General features: G+C 64.4%; 18 protein-coding genes. 11 read left to right on the forward strand and 7 right to left on the reverse strand.

Annotated elements, in window-relative coordinates; translation table 11 throughout:
* Window positions 1-37: 37 nt before the first annotated feature.
* From ACVCNR_RS15935 to ACVCNR_RS15945, 3 genes are all read left to right on the forward strand, one after another.
* Window positions 38-334 (forward strand): FAD assembly factor SdhE, encoded by a 297-nt coding sequence (locus ACVCNR_RS15935; protein ID WP_354192717.1) that lies wholly within the window; start codon window positions 38-40, stop codon window positions 332-334.
* 53 nt (window positions 335-387) lie between these two features.
* A complete protein-coding gene (gene mfd / locus ACVCNR_RS15940; protein ID WP_447075448.1) occupies window positions 388-3,879 on the forward strand; it encodes a transcription-repair coupling factor in 3,492 nt (1,163 codons plus the stop codon).
* An 84-nt stretch (window positions 3,880-3,963) separates the two neighbouring features.
* Window positions 3,964-4,707, forward strand: a complete 744-nt coding sequence (locus tag ACVCNR_RS15945) for a hypothetical protein (protein WP_447075449.1) — start codon at window positions 3,964-3,966, stop codon at window positions 4,705-4,707.
* Here ACVCNR_RS15945 and ACVCNR_RS15950 read toward each other — a convergent pair.
* From ACVCNR_RS15950 to ACVCNR_RS15960, 3 genes are read right to left on the reverse strand one after another with little or no spacing between them, the layout of a single operon-like run.
* A complete protein-coding gene (locus ACVCNR_RS15950) occupies window positions 4,695-5,051 on the reverse strand; it encodes an endonuclease domain-containing protein (RefSeq protein WP_447075450.1) in 357 nt (118 codons plus the stop codon). The genes ACVCNR_RS15945 and ACVCNR_RS15950 overlap by 13 nt on opposite strands.
* Window positions 5,052-5,084: 33 nt before the next feature.
* Entirely contained in the window at window positions 5,085-5,765 is a 681-nt protein-coding gene (locus ACVCNR_RS15955) for a DsbA family oxidoreductase (protein WP_447075451.1), read from the reverse strand.
* A 22-nt stretch (window positions 5,766-5,787) separates the two neighbouring features.
* Window positions 5,788-7,623: an extracellular solute-binding protein gene (locus ACVCNR_RS15960; protein ID WP_447075452.1), complete on the reverse strand. Its 1,836-nt coding sequence runs from the start codon at window positions 7,621-7,623 to the stop codon at window positions 5,788-5,790.
* 225 nt (window positions 7,624-7,848) lie between these two features.
* On the opposite strand from ACVCNR_RS15960, the gene ACVCNR_RS15965 reads away from it, so the two are divergent.
* Together ACVCNR_RS15965 and ACVCNR_RS15970 are read left to right on the forward strand one after the other, a co-directional pair.
* Complete coding sequence (locus ACVCNR_RS15965) at window positions 7,849-8,469, forward strand: invasion associated locus B family protein (RefSeq protein WP_354193046.1); 621 nt, start codon at window positions 7,849-7,851, stop codon at window positions 8,467-8,469.
* A gap of 141 nt (window positions 8,470-8,610) precedes the next feature.
* Entirely contained in the window at window positions 8,611-9,666 is a 1,056-nt protein-coding gene (locus ACVCNR_RS15970) for a glycerophosphodiester phosphodiesterase family protein (protein ID WP_447075453.1), read from the forward strand.
* A 75-nt stretch (window positions 9,667-9,741) separates the two neighbouring features.
* Here the strand turns inward: ACVCNR_RS15970 and rpsI are convergent, their stop codons facing one another.
* The 4 genes from rpsI to ACVCNR_RS15990 all read right to left on the reverse strand — a co-directional run bounded on the left by rpsI (window position 9,742) and on the right by ACVCNR_RS15990 (window position 11,908).
* Window positions 9,742-10,221 (reverse strand): 30S ribosomal protein S9, encoded by a 480-nt coding sequence (gene rpsI, locus ACVCNR_RS15975; protein WP_354192709.1) that lies wholly within the window; start codon window positions 10,219-10,221, stop codon window positions 9,742-9,744.
* The gene (gene rplM / locus ACVCNR_RS15980) at window positions 10,221-10,685 is read right to left on the reverse strand and encodes a 50S ribosomal protein L13 (protein WP_354192708.1); all 465 of its coding nucleotides are present in this window, start codon (window positions 10,683-10,685) and stop codon (window positions 10,221-10,223) included. The genes rpsI and rplM overlap by 1 nt, the downstream gene beginning before the upstream one ends.
* Window positions 10,686-10,907: 222 nt before the next feature.
* Complete coding sequence (locus ACVCNR_RS15985) at window positions 10,908-11,429, reverse strand: SHOCT domain-containing protein (RefSeq protein ID WP_354192707.1); 522 nt, start codon at window positions 11,427-11,429, stop codon at window positions 10,908-10,910.
* 17 nt (window positions 11,430-11,446) lie between these two features.
* Window positions 11,447-11,908 carry a PaaI family thioesterase gene (locus ACVCNR_RS15990; protein WP_354192705.1) on the reverse strand — a complete coding sequence of 154 codons (462 nt, stop codon included), beginning with the start codon at window positions 11,906-11,908 and terminating at the stop codon, window positions 11,447-11,449.
* 245 nt (window positions 11,909-12,153) lie between these two features.
* Here ACVCNR_RS15990 and ACVCNR_RS15995 point away from each other — a divergent pair, with 245 nt between their 5' ends.
* From ACVCNR_RS15995 to clpX, 6 genes are all read left to right on the forward strand, one after another.
* Window positions 12,154-13,437, forward strand: a complete 1,284-nt coding sequence (locus ACVCNR_RS15995; RefSeq protein ID WP_354192704.1) for an O-acetylhomoserine aminocarboxypropyltransferase — start codon at window positions 12,154-12,156, stop codon at window positions 13,435-13,437.
* A 70-nt stretch (window positions 13,438-13,507) separates the two neighbouring features.
* On the forward strand, window positions 13,508-13,858 hold the full coding sequence (locus ACVCNR_RS16000) for a cupin domain-containing protein (RefSeq protein WP_447075454.1): 351 nt from the start codon (window positions 13,508-13,510) through the stop codon (window positions 13,856-13,858).
* A gap of 79 nt (window positions 13,859-13,937) precedes the next feature.
* Complete coding sequence (locus ACVCNR_RS16005; protein WP_447075455.1) at window positions 13,938-14,864, forward strand: metallophosphoesterase; 927 nt, start codon at window positions 13,938-13,940, stop codon at window positions 14,862-14,864.
* Between the two features lie 80 nt (window positions 14,865-14,944).
* Window positions 14,945-16,048, forward strand: coding sequence for an NAD(P)/FAD-dependent oxidoreductase (locus ACVCNR_RS16010; RefSeq protein WP_447075456.1), 1,104 nt, complete (start codon window positions 14,945-14,947; stop codon window positions 16,046-16,048).
* Window positions 16,049-16,203: 155 nt separating this feature from the next.
* Complete coding sequence (locus ACVCNR_RS16015; RefSeq protein ID WP_447075457.1) at window positions 16,204-16,839, forward strand: ATP-dependent Clp protease proteolytic subunit; 636 nt, start codon at window positions 16,204-16,206, stop codon at window positions 16,837-16,839.
* 288 nt (window positions 16,840-17,127) lie between these two features.
* Window positions 17,128-18,402 carry an ATP-dependent Clp protease ATP-binding subunit ClpX gene (gene clpX / locus ACVCNR_RS16020; protein WP_447075458.1) on the forward strand — a complete coding sequence of 425 codons (1,275 nt, stop codon included), beginning with the start codon at window positions 17,128-17,130 and terminating at the stop codon, window positions 18,400-18,402.
* The last annotated feature ends 109 nt before the right edge of the window (window positions 18,403-18,511 follow it).

Below are 18,511 nucleotides of genomic sequence, written 5' to 3' on the forward strand. Positions count from 1 at the left end.
TCCACGCTATATGCGCGGCGAGCGAAAAGGAGCTGCCATGACCGGAACGTCGAGAACAAGCGAAGGACTGGACGCGCGCCGCCGCAAGCTTCTGTTTCGCTCCTGGCATCGCGGCATGCGCGAGATGGACCTGATCCTTGGCAGCTTCGCGGATGCGGAGATCGAAACCATGAGCGCCGACGACCTCGATCAGTATGAGCGGCTGCTGGAGATCAACGACACCGAACTGCTGCCGTGGATCACCGGCCAGAACCCGGTTCCCGCCGGCCTCGGCCTGCCGATCCTGCATCGCGTTCTGGAATGGCGCGGCAAGGTTGCGTCCGCCACCGTCTGAACTATCTGAAGTCTGGCCTACCGAAACCGCCACGTTCCGAAGAAATACGCTTCATGAGCCTCATTCCGAAAATCGGCCTGTCGAAGGGCGGCACCGGCTCCTTCGTCATTGATGGCGTGGCCGACGGCTACGAGGCCTTCGCGCTGGCGGAAACCGCGCGCGAGATCGCGCCGGACCGTCCGCTTGTCTTCGTGGCCCGTGACGGGCAGCGCCTGCCGGCCATCGTCGAGGCGCTGGCTTTCGCCGATCCCGGCCTGCCGGTTCTGGAACTGCCGGCGTGGGACTGCCTGCCTTACGATCGCGTCTCCCCGGGCTCGGATGCAGCCGCGCGCCGCCTCGATGCGCTGGCCGCCATCGTCGCCTTGCGCGCCAAACCGCATCGCGCCGTGGTGCTCACCACCGCCAATGCGCTGTTGCAGCGGGTGCCGCCGGCCGAACTGATCGAGGCGCAGACCTTCCGGGCGAAGCCGGGCAATCAGGTCGACATGGACCTGCTCGTCAAGCGGCTGGAGAATTCCGGCTTCGAGCGCGTGCCGACCGTACGAGAGGTGGGCGAGTTCGCCGTGCGCGGCGGCATCCTCGACCTCTTTGCGCCCGGCGCGGAGGAAGCCCTGCGCCTCGATTTCTTCGGGGACACGCTGGAATCGATCCGCGCCTTCGACGTCGCCAGTCAGCGCACCACCGGCCAGCGGGCCGAACTGGTGATGCAGGCGATGAGCGAGGTGGCTCTGACCGCCGACAGCATCAGCCGCTTCCGCCGCGCCTATATCGAGGCCTTCGGCGCACCCTCCCGCGACGATGCGCTCTATGCGGCGGTGAGCGAAGGCCGCCGTTTTGCCGGCATGGAGCATTGGCTGCCCTTCTTCTACGAGCGGCTGGAGACGATCTTCGACTACCTGCCGGATGTGCCGGTGGTGTTCGACCATCTGGCGCATGAGGCGCTTTCCGAGCGCCACGCGCTGATCCTCGACCACTACGAGGCGCGCAAGCAGCAGGCCGACGGCGCGCTGAAGGATGCCGTGCCCTACAAGCCGGTCGCGCCGCAGCTCATGTATCTCTCGCCGGACGAGGTGAACGCCGCGACCGCCGGGCGCGAGGCTATCGAGTTCACGCCTTTCGCGGCACCCGATGCGGGCGGCCGGAAGGTTTTCCACGCCGGGGCGCGGGCCGGCCGCAGCTTTGCCGAGGAGCGCGCCGACCCCAACGCCAACGTCTTCACCGAGGCGGTGACGCACATTTCCGACCAGCGCGCCGTCGGCCGCCGCGTCGTCATCGCCGGCTGGACGGAAGGCTCGCTCGACCGGCTGGGGCAGATCCTGGCCGAGCATCATCTCGGCAATCTTAAGCGCGTCGCCACGCTCTCCGAAACCGAGAAGCTGGAGAAAGGGCAGGCGGCGCTGGCCGTGCTGCAACTCGAAACCGGCTTCGAGACCGACGGCATGGTCGTCGTTGCCGAGCAGGACATTCTGGGCGACCGGCTGGTGCGCCGCTCGAAGAAGCGCAAGCGCGCCGCCGATTTCATTTCCGAGGCGGCCTCGCTTTCGGCCGGCGATATCGTCGTCCACGCCGATCACGGCATCGGCCGTTTCGTCGGCCTGAAGACCATTCAGGCCGCCGGCGCGCCGCATGACTGCCTCGAAATCCGCTATGCCGGCGACGACCGGCTGTTCCTGCCGGTGGAGAATATCGAGCTTCTGTCGCGCTATGGTTCGGATTCGGCCGAGGCCACGCTGGACAAGCTCGGCGGCGGCGCATGGCAGGCCCGAAAGGCAAGGCTGAAGAAACGCCTGCTCGACATGGCGGGCGACCTCATCCGCATCGCGGCCGAGCGCCAGATGCGCGCCGCCCCAACCATGATCCCGGCCGAAGGCATCTACGGCGAGTTCTCTGCCCGCTTCCCCTACGAGGAAACCGACGACCAGCAGACGGCCATCGACGCGGTGATGGAAGACCTTTCCGCCGGCCGGCCGATGGACCGGCTGGTGTGCGGCGACGTCGGTTTCGGCAAGACGGAAGTGGCGTTGCGCGCGGCCTTCATCGCCGCTCTGGAAGGTTTCCAGGTGGCGGTGGTGGTGCCGACCACGCTTCTGTCACGCCAGCATTTCAAGACCTTCTCGCAGCGCTTCGCCGGGCTTCCGGTCAAGGTGCGGCAGGCCTCGCGGCTGGTCGGCGCCAAGGAGCTGGCCGAAACCAGGAAGGGGCTGGAGGAAGGCACCATCGACATCGTCGTCGGCACCCATGCGCTGCTCGGCTCTTCCATAAAGTTCAGGAACCTCGGCCTGCTCATCATCGACGAGGAGCAGCATTTCGGCGTCAAGCACAAGGAGCGGCTGAAGGAGCTGAAGACCGACGTGCATGTGCTGACGCTGTCGGCGACGCCGATTCCGCGCACGCTGCAACTGGCGCTGACGGGCGTGCGCGAACTGTCGCTGATCGCCACCCCGCCGGTGGACCGCATGGCGGTGCGCACCTTCATCTCGCCCTTCGATCCGCTGGTCATCCGCGAGACGCTGCTGCGCGAGCGCTATCGCGGCGGCCAGAGCTTTTACGTCGTGCCGCGTATCAGCGATCTTTCGGAAATCGAGGATTTCCTTAAGGAATCCGTGCCGGAGCTGAAGGTGGCCATAGCCCACGGCCAGATGCCCCCCGGCCGGCTGGACGACATCATGAACGCCTTCTACGAAGGCCAGTACGATGTGCTGCTCTCCACCACCATCGTGGAATCCGGCCTCGACATCCCGACCGCCAACACCATGATCGTCCATCGCGCCGACATGTTCGGCCTCGCCCAGCTCTACCAGCTTCGGGGCCGCGTCGGCCGCTCCAAGGTGCGCGCCTATGCGCTGTTCACGCTGCCGGCCAAGAAGAAGCTGACCGACACCGCCGACCGCCGCCTCAAGGTCCTGCAATCGCTGGATTCGCTGGGCGCCGGCTTCCAGCTCGCCAGTCACGACCTCGACATCCGCGGTGCCGGCAATCTTCTGGGCGAGGAGCAGTCGGGCCACATCAAGGAGGTCGGCTTCGAGCTCTACCAGCAGATGCTGGAAGAGGCGGTGGCCGAGGTGAAGGACTCCGGCGAGGCGACCGACACCGGCTGGTCGCCGCAGATCGCCATCGGCACGGCGGTGATGATCCCCGAAAGCTATGTGCCCGACCTGCAATTGCGGCTGGCGCTCTATCGCCGCCTCGGCGACCTGGAGACGCCGGAGGAGATCGACGCCTTCGGGGCCGAGCTTATCGACCGCTTCGGCCCGCTGCCGGACGAGGTCAAGCACCTGCTCAAGATCGTCTTCATCAAGGCGCTGTGCCGCAAGGCCAATGTCGAGAAGCTGGATGCGGGGCCGAAGGGCGTCGTCATCCAGTTCCGCAACAAGACTTTTGCCAACCCGGCCGGGCTGGTCAGATTCATCGGCGAGCAGGGCATCCTGGCCAAGATCAGGCCGGACCAGAGCGTCGTCTTCATCCGCGACTGGCCGAATGCCGACAAGCGTCTTTCCGGCTCGGCGGTGGTGATGACGCAACTGGCGAAACTCGCAGCCGCCTGAGGGGCGCTGGATCGGCAGGCGCAATTGCCCTAGTTCTTGCAACCGACGCCGATTTATGCGGCGCAGTTCGGGGGCGGAGGGCAGATGCTGCGCAATTTCGATTTCAGCTCCTGGCAGAGCATCCTGTTCACGGTGGTCGGGCTGGCGCTGTTCACGCTCATTAGCATGGGCATCCGGCTCATCATGATGTTCACCATCCAGCAGCGCCGGGAGCGGATGAACCGCCAGATCAATGAGCGCCTGCGCACGCTGATCGCCGCCTACAAGGTGCTGGGCGGTTCCTTCACCGGCGACCTGACGGTCGATCCCCGTCATCTGCGCGACCTGCACAGGCGGGAGCAACCCGCCGCCGAACCCGTACCGGATGAGGAAGGGGAGGCGGCGGAAACGGTCGGCGTCGTCGTTCCGAATGCCGAACCGGGCTCCGACCGTCCCCGGCGCATCCGCGACGCGGTGGAGGCAGCACTTTCCGATATCATCCTGCTCGGCACCGAGCAGCAGGTGCGGCTGGCCGAACGTGCCGCGCGCGAACTGGTCGCCGGCCACCCGGTGCATACGCATGAGCTTGTCGTTTCGTTGCGCGATTTCATCCGCGAGGCGCTCGACATCGGACCCATCCCGGCCGACCTGTCTATCCCCATGCAGGGTCCTACGCGGCCGTCCGGATCCGGCGGGCGCGGCAAGGGCGAAGGCAGGCAGGGGCAGGGCTCCGGCGGGCGCGGCGGCGGTGGAATGGGCGGAGGCATGGGAATGGGAGGCGGCGGCATGGGCGGGGGGCTTGGAATGGGCAGCCTCGACGATACGCCCGGCTCCGGTCACCGCTCCTGAAAATTCACCGCCAAGGTTTCAGCGCCGGGATCGCGCGCATAAGCGATGATGTCATCATTCCAGAAGCGGAGCACGCGAAAGCCGAGCCCGTTCAAAGTGGCATCTCGATTTTCATCGTAGACCGAATTCGCATGCTGGCTGCCGTCGATTTCGACAATGAGCTTTGCTTCAAGACACAGGAAATCGACGATATAGGGTCCGATCGGCACCTGCCGCCGGAACTTCATCTTGTCCAGCCGTCGATCCCGAAGCTCTTGCCAGAGCTTGTGCTCCGCCTCTGTCGGCTCCTTCCGCATCGAGCGCGCAAAACGGCGGTTCTTCGGAGCGACAGGCTGATGCGGCATGGGATCATGATAGCTGGATCTGTGGAGGGGTAATTACCCGGCGCTGTCCAGTTCCCCGCGCGCTTTTGCCGTCGCGACCTGCCTTATGGCGTCGGCGAGGGTTTCGGCCTCCTGCGCGCCCATCACGGCGTAGCGGCCTTCGAGCAGGAAGCACGGCACGCCGGTGACGCCCATGCGCGAGGCGGTGGCGATCTCGGCCCGCACGGCGTCGGCATCCGCGTCGGTGGACAGCAGCGTTTCCACGACCGTGGCATCCATGCCCGCTTCCCGTGCGGCGGCGACCAGCACCGCTGGATCGCCGACATTCTCGCCCTGCTCGAAATACAGGCTGAACAGGCGCCGCACCAGCTTGCCCTGCACCTCCCGGCTCGTCGCGCCGGCCCAGCGGATGACACGATGGGCGTCGAGCGTGTTGGGCGAAACCTTGATGGCGTCGAAGTCGAAGGCGATACCTTCGGCGGCGCCCAGCGGCTCGATGCGGGCGTGGATTTCGCGGATGCGATCCTCGCTGCCGAACTTGCCCAGCATATAGTCGTGCCTGTCCAACCCCCCGGCCGGTATGGTCGGATCGAGCTGGAACGGCCTCCAGTTGACTTCGACTTCTATGCCCTCGGCCGCGGCAATCGCCTTGTCGAGCCGCTTCTGGCCGATGAAGCACCACGGGCACACGACATCGGACACCACGTCGATGCTGACGGTAGGGGATGCTGTCATGGCCTGCTCCTTTCGCGGGATGTCAGTTCGATTTCACCCACCATGTCGGCAACTGGAAACCGAACAGCGGGTCCTTGCCCGGATGCTCCAGCTTGTTCCAGTAGGCGATCAACTGCTGCGGGTTGTGCTGCATCGGCACCATGTAATTGCCGGAGATCAGCAGCCGGTCGAGCACCCGCACGGCCGCGACGAAATCGTCCTTGGCGCGCGCGTTGAGCATCGCCTCGATGGCCGCGTCGACCGCCGGATCGGCGACGCCGGCAAGGTTGAACGAGCCCTCGATATCGGCGGCCTCCGATCCCCAGCGTCCGATCTGCTCGATGCCGGGCGAGAGCGAATTGTTGAAGCCGCTCGATCCGATCAGCAACTCGAAATCGAAGCGCTGCTTGCGCGACTGGATCTGGTCGCCGTCGAGCGCCCGGATCGTCACGGCGATGCCGAGCTTGGCCAGCGTGCGCTGGTAGAGGGCCGCCAGCCGCTCCTCGTCCTGCGAGGCGGTGAGGATCTCGAAGCCGAAGGGCTGCCCGTCCGGATCGAGCATCACGCCCTTCTCGATCCTGAAGCCGACGCTCTTGAGCAGGTCGAGCGCGGCTTTCAGCGCGGCGCGATCCTGCCCCGATCCGTCGTTCACCGGCGGGCGCCAGGTGCCGTCCATCACATCCGGCGGCACGCGGCCGGGGAAGGGGGCGAGCAGCGCCTTTTCCTTCTCGCTGGCCGGATGGCCGAGGGCGGAAAGCTCCGAGCCCTGCCAGTAGCTCATAGTGCGGGCGAGCTTGCCGCCGAACATGTTCTTGTTGGCCCATTCGAAGTCGTAGAGCATGCCCAGCGCGCGCCGCACGGTCGGGTCGGCGAATTTGTACAGCCGCGTGTTGAACAGGAAACCCGTCACCACCGGCGGAATGCCGAGGTCGTAGGCCTTGACGATGATCCGCCCGTCCTTGGCGGCGGGAAAGTCGAACTCGCGCTCCACCTGCAACGGCCCCATGCCGGTGTAGAGCGGGCCGGCATAGGCGGTGCAGATGCCTTTCTTGAACGCTTCGAACTGGGCGGTGGCGTTCAGGAAATATTCGATGGTGATCTTGTCGAAATTGTCGAAGCCGCGCTTGGTGGGGATGTCCTTGCCCCAGTAGTCGGCGTTGCGGCGAAACACGATGCGCTGCCCCGGCACCACCTGGTCGATGATGTAGGGTCCGGAGCCGATAACCGGCTTCAGTGTGCCGCGGTCGAAGGTTTCCTTGTCGAAGAAATGCTTCGGCACGATGGGCGTTGCGGCGATGATGAGCGGAAATTCGCGGTCGGCATGCTCGTTGAAGGTGAAGCGCACGCTGTGCTCGCCGGTCTTCTCCAGCTTCTCCACCCGCTTCATGCGGTCGGAATAGGGGGGGCGGCCCTTCTCGGTATAGACGTCGTAGGTGAACAGCACGTCTTCCGGCGTCACCGGCTGCCCGTCGGACCATTTCGCATTCGGGTCGAGATGGAATTCGATCCATTTGCGGTCCTCGTCCATCTCCACGCTTTCGGCCAGCAGCCCGTAGAGGCTGAAGGCCTCGTCCATGTTGCGCTGCATGAGCGGCTCGAAGACGAGGTTGCCGAAGATCGTGTCGATGACGCCGCGCGCGGTGGTGCGCAGGCTTTTCAGGATGAAGGGATTGAGATTGTCGAAGGTGCCGACCACGCAATAGGTGACCTCGCCGCCCTTGGGCGCGTCGGGGTTGGCGTAGCCGAAATGGGTGAAACCGGCCGGAAGCGCCGGCTCGCCCTGCATGGCGAGGGCGTGGCGGGGTTCCGCCGCGGCATTCTGGGGTGCGATGGACAGCAGCGAAAGGGCGGCGGTCAGCCAGAAAGCGGTTCGGCTCATGACGGGTTCCGGTGCACGGCGTGGTGATTCGGTGGCGAAGTTACCACGTGGCGCGCAAATGCGGTGGTCACAGTCAAGAAATGCACCCCGCGGGCTGGATTCGCCGACGCTTGCAGTGTAACACGCCGCGCGAGCCATCCTGTTGCCTCATTTACGCAACAGGTAGCGTTGCGGTGCGGCGTCGGGCTTGCGCCGCGGGCACAAAGTCGAGAGGAAGCGCACCTTATGTCCAGCCTGAAATCCAAAGCGTACCGTCTGTCGGTCATGGCCGCTGGCGTGGCCGGGTTCCTCGCAACCGGGTTGCCGCAGGCTTCGGCCCAGCAGATTCCGCAGGGCTGGTTCAAGGCCTGTTCGAAGCAGGAAGACGTCGATATCTGCAACGTGCAGAACATCGTCACCGCCGGCAATGGCCAGCTCGTCACCGGCGTGAGCATGATCGACCTGCGCGGCAAGGTCAATCGCAAGGTCTTCCAGGTCACCGTGCCCAGCGGCCGCCTCGTGCCTCCGGGCATCGCCCTCCAGGTTGACGGCGGCAAGGCCCAGAAGCTCGACTATGTCATCTGCTTCCCGGACCGTTGCGTGGCTGAGGTGCCGATGACCGACCAGCTCGTCGCCTCGTTCAAGAAGGGCTCCGAGATTCAGCTGACCTCGATCAACTTCCAGAATCAGCCGAACCCGATCAAGATTTCGCTCGAGGGCTTCACCGGTGCCTTCGAAGGCCCGGCGCTGCAGGCGTCGGACCTGGAAGATCGCCAGAAGAAGCTCCAGGAGTTCGTTTCCAAGAACAACGAGGACTTCGCCAAGAAGCTCAAGGAAGAGCAGGAAAAGGCCAAGGCCGGAAACTGATCCCGGTTTCATTCCCGGAATTTCGCAAGAAGGCCCCGCTCGACGGGGCCTTTTTCATATCCGCATAAGCCGGCTTCGTTCACGCGCCCGTCATGGCCAGCCCATAGATCACACCCCGACACGTCCGGCGGAGTGATTCTGATGCGAATGTCCTGGATGCGCCTGCTGCTTGCCTTCATCTGCCTGCTGCCCGGCGGCGCGGCAATGGCCGGCGAGAATCGCGTCGACCAGATACTGGAACGGTTCGAGCAGGCCAATCGCTGGCGCGATCACGTCATGATCGTCGCGCACAGGGCAGGCGGCCTGCGGGCCGGAAAGACGCTCTATCCCGAGAATTCGCTGGCCGCGCTGCGGGCCTCGATCGCCGACGGCGCGGAAATGGTCGAGGTGGACGTGCGCCGCAGCGCCGATGGCGTCCTCGTGGTGATGCACGATAGCTGGCTCGACCGCACCACCACCTGCAAGGGCGAGGTGGCGCCCCGGACGCTGGTGGAACTGAAGGAATGCCGCCTCGTTGTCGAAGGCACCGGCGTTGCCACCGGCGAGTTCGTGCCCACGCTGGTGGAGTTCCTGTCCGCCGCCAAGGGGCGTATCCTCGTCAACATCGACAACAAGCTGGGCAGGGACGAGTTTCCCGCCATGATCGCCGTCGCGCGCAATCTCGGCATGGTAAGGCAGGTCGTCATCAAGGAGAATCTATGGAACGAGCAGCGCCTTGCCGGCGCACGCGACATGCTGCGCACGACGGGCGATGGCGTGCATTTCATGCCCATCATCGCCGACGATGCGGTGCGCGATGTCGGTTTCGTCGAGACCGTGCAGTCCGCCTTGCCCTCGCGCGCCATGGAACTGATCAACTGGCGCGATGGCGCCGAGTTCCTGACGAAGACCGGCGGGCCGCTGTTTTCCACACGCATGCGCGCCGCCGCGGTGCGTGGCAACTGGCATATCTGGGCCAACACCTACGCCATCGTCAACAAGCCGGGCGGCTTCCTGGCCGGCGGGCGCGGTGACGAGCTTGCGACGCTGGCCAGCCTGCCGGCGGAAAGCTGGGGGTTCTGGGCGGAGCGGGGCGCCACCATCATCCAGACCGACGAGCCGGGTGCCGCCATAAACTGGCTGGCCGCCAACGGCTACCGCGTTCCCTATGAGGGAAGCGACATCGAGATGGCCGGGCGAACGGCGAGCATCAACTGAGCGCGTGGCTTGAGCCGCCAAAGCAAAAAGGCCGCCCGAAAGGCGGCCTTTTCGATGAAGTGAAAAGCGTGCTGCTTAGCGCTTCGAGAACTGGAAGGAACGACGGGCCTTGGCCTTGCCGTACTTCTTGCGCTCGACCACGCGGCTGTCGCGGGTCAGGAAGCCGCCCTTCTTGAGCACGCCGCGCAGTTCCGGCTCGTAATAGGTCAGAGCCTTGGAAATGCCGTGGCGCACGGCGCCCGCCTGGCCGGACAGGCCGCCGCCGGCAACGGTGGCGATGACGTCGTACTGGCCGACGCGGTTGGCCGCGACGATCGGCTGGTTCAGGATCATCTGCAGGACCGGACGCGCGAAGTACTTGTCGTACTCCTTGCCGTTGATGACGACCTTGCCGGAGCCGGGCTTGACCCAGACGCGGGCGATGGCGTCCTTGCGCTTGCCGGTGGCATAGGCGCGGCCCGACTTGTCGAGCTTCTGGACATGGACCGGCGCGGCGGGCTGCGAGGTCTGGGCGACGGAGCCCAGTTCCGCGAGCGAGGAAAGCTGCTCAGCCATTACTTGACCTTCTTGTTCTTGGCGTTCAGCGCGCCGACGTCGAGCGTCTCGGGCTGCTGGGCCGTGTGGGGGTGTTCGGTGCCTGCATAGACGCGCAGGTTCTTCATCTGGCGACGGCCGAGCGGGCCGCGCGGGATCATGCGCTCGACAGCCTTCTCGACGACGCGCTCGGGGAAGCGGCCCTCGATGATCTGGCGCGCGGTGCGCTCCTTGATGCCGCCGGGGTGGCCGGTGTGCCAGTAGTACTTCTTGTCGGTGTACTTCTTGCCCGTGAACACCACCTTGTCGGCATTGATGATGATGACGTTGTCGCCGTCATCGACATGGGGGGTGAAGGTGGGCTTGTGCTTGCCGCGCAGACGGTTGGCGACGAGAGAGGCGAGGCGGCCGACGACGAGACCTTCGGCGTCGATCAGCACCCACTTCTTCACCACGTCCGCAGGCTTCTGCGAAAAGGTTGTCATGGTTCTGTTTCCAGTTGGGACCCTGCCTGCCTTGCGGCCTGCACGGCGTTTCTTGTTGCTTGGATTGGAAGCCTGCGGCCGCCAATAACAAAACGGCGGCCGATCGAGGCCGCTGTCTACATCGTGCTTATAGGGAAGGGGCAGGGTGGCGTCAAGCCACCGAAACTGCCTTCCATTTTAAAAACTATAACAAAAACAGTATGTTGAAATTAAGGTATTATTTTACCTCACCCAATGATCCGATACGCGCGATTGGATGTCCCCGATAACCGTCCGCACCTCGGTGCGCAGTTCCCTGACGCTGTCGGCGTCGTAATCCTGGGACGGGAGCCTGAAGACCTTGCCGTTCGTCAGTTCGGTCAATTCGTGGACGGCTTTCAGGGCCGGCGGGATATCTGCGCCGTCCACCGCACCGGAAACGCGGAAGAAAAGCTGGCCCTCTTCCTTGAGCGCGAACAGCGTGGCCCGCAATTCCCGCCGCTTCTGGATGAATTCGTCATTGTCGATCTCGCCCTTTTTCAGGGTCCGCAGCGCCACGAGCGAGGAGGCGCAGCACAAGACGCGCTGGCCCCATTCGATGAGTTGCTTGTCGGCCTCCAGCTTTACGGCCTGCCGTGAAATCTCGTTGGCATGGTCGGCAAGCTCGTTCGCGTTCTGCGAAATGGAATTGGCGTTGCGGGCTATGAACACAGCGGCGACCGCCAGCACGGTCGTGGCGATCAGGTTCAGAACGTCGAATATCATGGCGGTTCAGCCTCGGCTCATGCTGGGTTGTTTTTGCGGCTGGGCGGAATCGAATAGGTGCCGGTGGCATGGGAGACGCTGTGTCCGTCCGCACCGGCCACGATATCGATGTCGAACACCATCAGGCTCCTGCCGAGCTTGAGGATGCGGCAGTGGCCGTCGATCGGCCCGATTCCGGCCTTGCGCATGAAGTTGATGTTGAGATTGACGGTGACGGACAGCGGGTCGGCGCCGGCATGCGTCAGCGCCAGCACATAGCCGCCGATATCGGCCAGCGTGAACAGGGTCGGGCCGGACACCGTGCCGCCCGGCCGCAAATGACGCTCGTCGGCATTGAGCCGCACCGTGCAGCCGCCGCTGAACACATCGAGCACCTCATATGTGCGCCCGCCCTCGTTGAGCTGCGGGTAGACGGAGCCCAGCAACTCATTGGCTTCTTGCGTGGTCAGGCTCGGTTGATGCGTGGTCTGGGCAGGCATGGCACGGCTCCGTTCGAATGGGCGCCTATGAGAAGCACATTCGGGCAAAGACTTTCAACGCTGGCGTGTAACGCCTGGATCGGCCCGTCCGTGTCTGGATGAAGAATATTATTCCGACACTTTCCGGAAAATCGGGATTATCGTTCCAAAGCGCTCGGGGGTATGGTGTTTTGCGCTTTGCAACTTGCCTTGCCGCTCACAATGATAGCAAAGAGTTTCCGATATGCCCGCCTTGGAGGAATGAAATGTCGCAGAATGCCCCCGGTTTCAACACGCTCGCCGTCCATGCGGGCGCCAAGCCGGATCCGACCACCGGCGCGCGCGCCGTTCCGATCTACCAGACCACCTCTTTCGTCTTCGAGAACACCGACCATGCCGCCTCGCTGTTCGGCTTGCAGGCGTTCGGAAACATCTACACTCGCATCATGAACCCCACCCAGGCGGTTCTGGAGGAACGCGTCGCGGCGCTGGAAGGCGGCACCGCCGCGCTTGCCACGGCATCCGGCCAGGCCGCGCACCTGCTCGTCTTCCACACGCTGCTGCAATCGGGTGACAATTTCGTCGCCGCCCGCAAGCTTTACGGCGGCACCATCAACCAGTTCGGCGCCTCCTTCCAGAGCTTCGGCTGGGACGTGCGCTGGGCGGATGTCGATGACCCGGCGAGCTTCGAGAAACTGATCGACGAGCGCACCAAGGCGATCCACATCGAGAGCCTTGCCAATCCCGGCGGCGAGTTCGTCGATATCCAGGCGATCGCCGATATCGCGCACAAGCATGGCCTGCCGCTGATCGTTGACAACACATTGGCCTCGCCCTATCTGGTGCGGCCGCTGGAGCATGGCGCCGACATCGTCGTCCATTCGCTGACCAAGTTCATCGGTGGCCATGGCAACGCCATCGGCGGCATCATCGTCGACGGCGGCACTTTCGACTGGTCGAAGTCGGGCAAATATCCGCTGTTGTCGGAGCCGCGGCCCGAATATGGCGGCATCGTCGTGCACCAGACCTTCGGCAATTTCGCCTTCGCCATCGCCGCGCGCGTGCTCGGCCTGCGCGATCTCGGCCCGGCGATCTCGCCGTTCAACGCCTTCCTGATCCTGACCGGCCTGGAGACGCTGCCGCTGCGCATGCAGCGGCATTGCGACAATGCGCAGGCCGTCGCGGAATGGCTGTCGAAGCATCCGAAGATTGACTGGGTGTCCTATCCGGGCCTGCCTGACGACAAGAACCACGCCCTTCAGCAGCGATATTCGCCCAAGGGCGCCGGCTCGGTGTTCACCTTCGGCCTCAAGGGCGGCTACGAATCCGGCGTCAAATTCGTCGAGGGGCTGGAGATGTTCTCGCATCTGGCCAATATCGGCGACACCAAGTCTCTGGTCATCCATCCGGCCTCGACCACGCACCGCCAGCTTTCCGACGAGCAGAAGGTGGCGGCCGGCGCCGGCCCCGAAGTCGTGCGCCTGTCGGTCGGCATCGAGGACGTCAAGGACATCATCGCCGATCTCGAACAGGCGCTGGCCAAGGCCTGACCTTCATGGCAGGCCCAGGGACAGGCCCAAATGCAGGCAGGGCTCCGCAGCAATCCGGAGCCCGGTCGGCATGAGCGAGCCGAAGTTCCTGTCCCTCGACATCGCCGGCATCGAGGCGGAGGCCGGCGCACCCGCGCCGGACCGTCTCATTTCCGGCGATCCGCAATTCCGGAGCTGGAATGTGGAGGAACGCGATGGCGGCCTCTATGCCGGCATCTGGGAATCGACGCCCGGCAAATGGCGCATCGCCTATGACGAGTGGGAGTTCTGCCATATCCTGTCCGGCGTCTCGGTGATCACCGAGGAGGGCGGTCAGGCGCGCACCGTGCGCGCCGGCGATTCCTTCGTCCTCAGGCCCGGCTTCAAGGGAAGCTGGGAAGTCCTTGAAACGACTCGCAAGGAATATGTGATCCGCCTCTGAAACGGCGGGCGGCGTCACCTGCCTGTCATGGCCAGCGGTTAGCTCCGGCTTGTCCTTCCAACAAGCCAAGGAGGCCGTCATGGTCACTCGTCGAAATCTCATCAAGGCCGGCGCTGCCGCCGCGTTGTTCACGCCTTTCGCGGGCTTCACCGTCACCCGCGCCGTCGCGCAGGAGGCGCCACTGTTCCGCTTCGGCATCGTCGCCGACCCGCAATATGCGCCGGTCGTCCCGAACCTGAAGATGAACCGCTACTATTCCAACAGCCTTTGGAAGCTCTCCGACGCCATCGAGGCGTTCAACAAGGAAGACCTCCAGTTCGTGGCCACGCTGGGCGACATCATCGACCGCCACTGGGAAAGCTTCAACCATATCCTGCCGCTTTACGACAAGCTCAGGCACGAGCATTTCTTCGTGCTCGGCAACCACGACTATGACATTGCCAAGGAATACCTGACCTCGGTCACCCGGACCGTGGGCATGGAAAAGGCCTATTATGACTTCACCGGCGGCGGCTACCGCTTCCTCGTGCTGGACGGCAACGACGTCAGCACCTTCGCGCCGCCGGAAGGCGACCCGCGCCGGGAAGTGGCCGCGAAAAGGCTGGAAGAGCTGAAGGCCAGGGAGGCGGACAATGCCCAGACCTGGAACGGTTCGCTGAGCGACGAGCAGTTCGCCTGGGCCGAGGAGACCATGAAGAAGGCGCAGGCCGCCGGCGAGAAGGTGATCGTGCTCAACCACTATCCGGTCTACCCGGCCAATGAGCACAATCAGTGGGATTCCGAGCGCATCGTGGAGATGCTGACCGGCTACGATAATTTCGTCGCCTATTTCAACGGCCACAACCATGCCGGCAATTACGGCGAGACCGGCGGCAAGCATTTCCTCAACTTCAAGGGCATGGTCGATACGCCCGACACCACCGCCTATGCGGTGGTCGAGGTATATGCCGACCGCATCGAGGTCCGTGGGGTCGGCCGCGAGGAAAACCGCACGCTGAAGATCTGAACCCGCGCCTGCGCCCTTGCCGCAGCGACGCCGGCCCGTATGTTCTGGCATCGGGCCGGTTTCGTTGGAAGGGTAAGCACATGCAGGTCATTGTCATCGGGGCGGGCATAGCGGGCCTGTCGAGCGCCTGGTCGCTGGTCAAGGCCGGCCATGCCGTGACCCTGATCGAGCAGGGGCCCATTCCCAATCCGCTTGCCGCTTCCGGCGATCATCACCGCATCATCCGCCGCGCCTATGGCAGCCAGTCCGGCTACGGGCGGCTGATTTCCGAAGCCTATGATGCGTGGGACGAAATGTGGGCCGATCTCGGCCGCAGCCATCTCGATCCGCGCGGTTTCCTGTGCGTCTCGCGCGAGCCGGGCGACGAGGCCGACGATTATCTCGAAGGGATGAAGCAGGGCGGCTGGCCGGTCGAATTGCTCCAGCCCGGCGCCGCCGTCGAGCGCTGGCCGTTTCTGGAGGCCGGAACGTTCCGCTTCGCCTTCTTCTCCGAGGAGGGCGGCGCGCTGCATTGCCGCCGCATCGCGGCGGACCTGCTGGCCTGGCTGCGCCGCAAGGGCGCCAATGTCTACGAGCACAGCAAGGTGACCGAAGTGGAGGCCGATGCCGGCCGCGTGACGCTGGCGGATGGGTCCGTCACGCAGGCCGACCGCGTCGTCGTGACCGCCGGCGCCTGGGTGCTGAAACTGTTTCCCGAACTGGGCGCGGACCTGACGACCTACCGCACGGCGGTCGCCTATGCCGAGCCGCCCGCCGATCTCAAGGCCGCCTGGGACGCCGCCCCGGTGATCCTCGATGTCGGCGGCAACACCGACGGCTACATGGTCCCGCCCACGGGAGGGGCCGGCCTGAAATTCGGCTCCGGCCTGCACAAGGTCGAAACCAGCGACGCCGACTGGAACCGTGAGCCTGTCGAGGGGGAGGGCGAGGCGATCCTCAGCCTGTTTTCCCCGCCCATCGCCCGGATCGGCGCATACCGCGTCACCGATGTCGTGACCTGCGCCTACACCTTCACCGGGGACGAAACCTTCTATGCCCATGAAAAGGGCCGGTGCCTGATCGTGTCGGCATGTTCGGGCCATGGCTACAAGTTCGGCGCGGCCGTCGGCCGAAGCGTGGCGGGCGCGGTGGAAACCGGCGATACCGACGGCCTGAAGCGCTGGCTGCGTGCCGAAGCGGGGTGATTGGCCGGCCCGACCCGTTAAGCGGCAACCTTAACGGGCTTGTGGCGCAGTCTCGCCCTTGCGCAAGGGCGAGCCGCCATCCTATTTACGGGATGAGTAAGAAGAACGATTCAATCCCGGCCTTGCCCCGGTCCCCCTCTCGACAAGGACAATCCATGAAAGACCCGATCGAAACCTACATGAACCTCGTTCCGATGGTGGTCGAGCAGACCAATCGCGGCGAGCGGGCCTATGACATCTTCTCGCGCCTCCTGAAGGAGCGCATCATTTTCATCACCGGTCCGGTCGAGGACGGCATGGCGACGCTGGTCTGCGCGCAGCTTCTGTTCCTTGAGGCCGAGAACCCGAAGAAGGAAATCTCGCTCTACATCAACTCGCCGGGCGGCGTGGTGACGAGCGGCATGGCCATCTACGACACCATGCAGTTCATCAAGCCGGCCGTTTCGACGCTGTGCATCGGCCAGGCCGCCTCGATGGGCTCGCTGCTCCTGTGCGCCGGCGCGCCGAGCATGCGCTTCGCCACGCCCAATGCGCGCATCATGGTTCACCAGCCTTCGGGGGGGTTCCAGGGCCAGGCGTCGGACATCGAGCGCCACGCGCAGGACATCATCAAGCTCAAGCGCCGTCTCAACGAGGTCTATGTCAAGCACACCGGCAAGGACTACGAGACCATTGAAAAAACGCTCGACCGCGACCATTTCATGACTGCGGAAGAGGCGCTGGCATTCGGGCTGATCGACAAGGTGCATTCCACGCGTGAGGCGGCCGAGGCGGACACTGCTTCGGCCTGATATGTGCCAGGCGCGGAAATGACACGCTTTTGAGAAGGTTTGCGGCATTTCGGCCACAATTTGCTGTTCCCACAGCCCACGCGATTGCCTACGTTAAGGCAATGTTGATTTTCGACGGCTTAGCTTCGAAATGGGGCTGCGGGAATCATTGCCACGTTTTCTGATTGGTGTTTCGTACGGAATGCGTTGCGGGAAGCCGGGGAGCCGGCAGCGGCGAATTTCCTCGGAGCACCGGGAGTGCGTCCCGCCGGCCAGGCCACCGGCGGACGGTCATGAAAGGACTGGAAGATGAGCAAGGTCAGCAACGGCGGCGGTGACTCCAAGAACACGCTCTATTGCTCGTTCTGCGGCAAGAGCCAGCACGAAGTGCGCAAGCTGATCGCCGGGCCCACCGTCTTCATCTGCGACGAGTGCGTCGAACTGTGCATGGACATCATCCGCGAGGAGAACAAGACCTCGATGGTGAAGTCGCGCGAGGGCGTGCCCACGCCGCAGGAGATCATCAAGGTTCTCGACGACTATGTGATCGGCCAGCCCTACGCCAAGCGCGTACTGTCGGTCGCCGTCCACAACCACTACAAGCGCCTTGCTCACGCCGGCAAGGGCAACGACGTCGAGCTGTCGAAGTCCAACATCCTGCTGATCGGCCCGACCGGCTGCGGCAAGACCCTGCTGGCCCAGACACTCGCCCGCATCATCGACGTTCCCTTCACCATGGCCGACGCCACGACGCTCACCGAGGCGGGCTATGTCGGCGAGGATGTCGAGAACATCATCCTGAAGCTGCTGCAGGCGGCCGACTACAATGTCGAGCGCGCCCAGCGCGGCATCGTCTACATCGACGAGATCGACAAGATTTCGCGCAAGTCCGACAATCCCTCGATCACCCGCGACGTGTCGGGCGAGGGCGTGCAGCAGGCGCTCCTGAAGATCATGGAGGGCACCGTCGCCTCCGTGCCGCCGCAGGGCGGCCGCAAGCATCCGCAGCAGGAGTTCCTGCAGGTCGACACCGCCAACATCCTGTTCATCTGCGGCGGTGCCTTCGCGGGGCTCGACAAGATCATCTCCGACCGCGGTCGCAAGACCTCGATCGGCTTCGGCGCCAGCGTCGCCTCGCCCGAGGAGCGCCGCACCGGTGAACTGTTCCGTCAGGTCGAGCCGGAGGACCTGCTCAAGTTCGGCCTGATTCCGGAATTCGTCGGCCGCCTGCCGGTACTGGCGACGCTGGAGGACCTCGACGAGGCCGCTCTGGTGCAGATCCTGACCGAGCCGAAGAACGCGCTGGTGAAGCAGTATCAGCGCCTGTTCGAGATGGAGAATGTGGAGCTGACCTTCCACGAGAACGCGCTCGCCGCCATCGCCCGCCGCGCCATCGAGCGCAAGACCGGCGCGCGCGGCCTGCGTTCCATCATGGAAGCGATCCTGCTGGACTCCATGTTCGAGTTGCCGGCGCTGGAAGGCGTGCGCGAGGTCGTCATCTCCGAGGAGGTGGTGTCCGGCAATGCGCGTCCGCTCTACATCTATTCCGACGCCAAGGAAAAGAAGGGTAACGTCAGCGCCTGACAATGGCGTGCCCCGGAGCCGCGCGGCGGCTCCGGGCATGTTTGGCAGGCAGATGACGGGCTCATCCGCAAGGCAGACAGGCCGGACAAGCAGGCGTGGATCGGGCCCC

The organism is Aquamicrobium terrae (assembly GCF_052978165.1).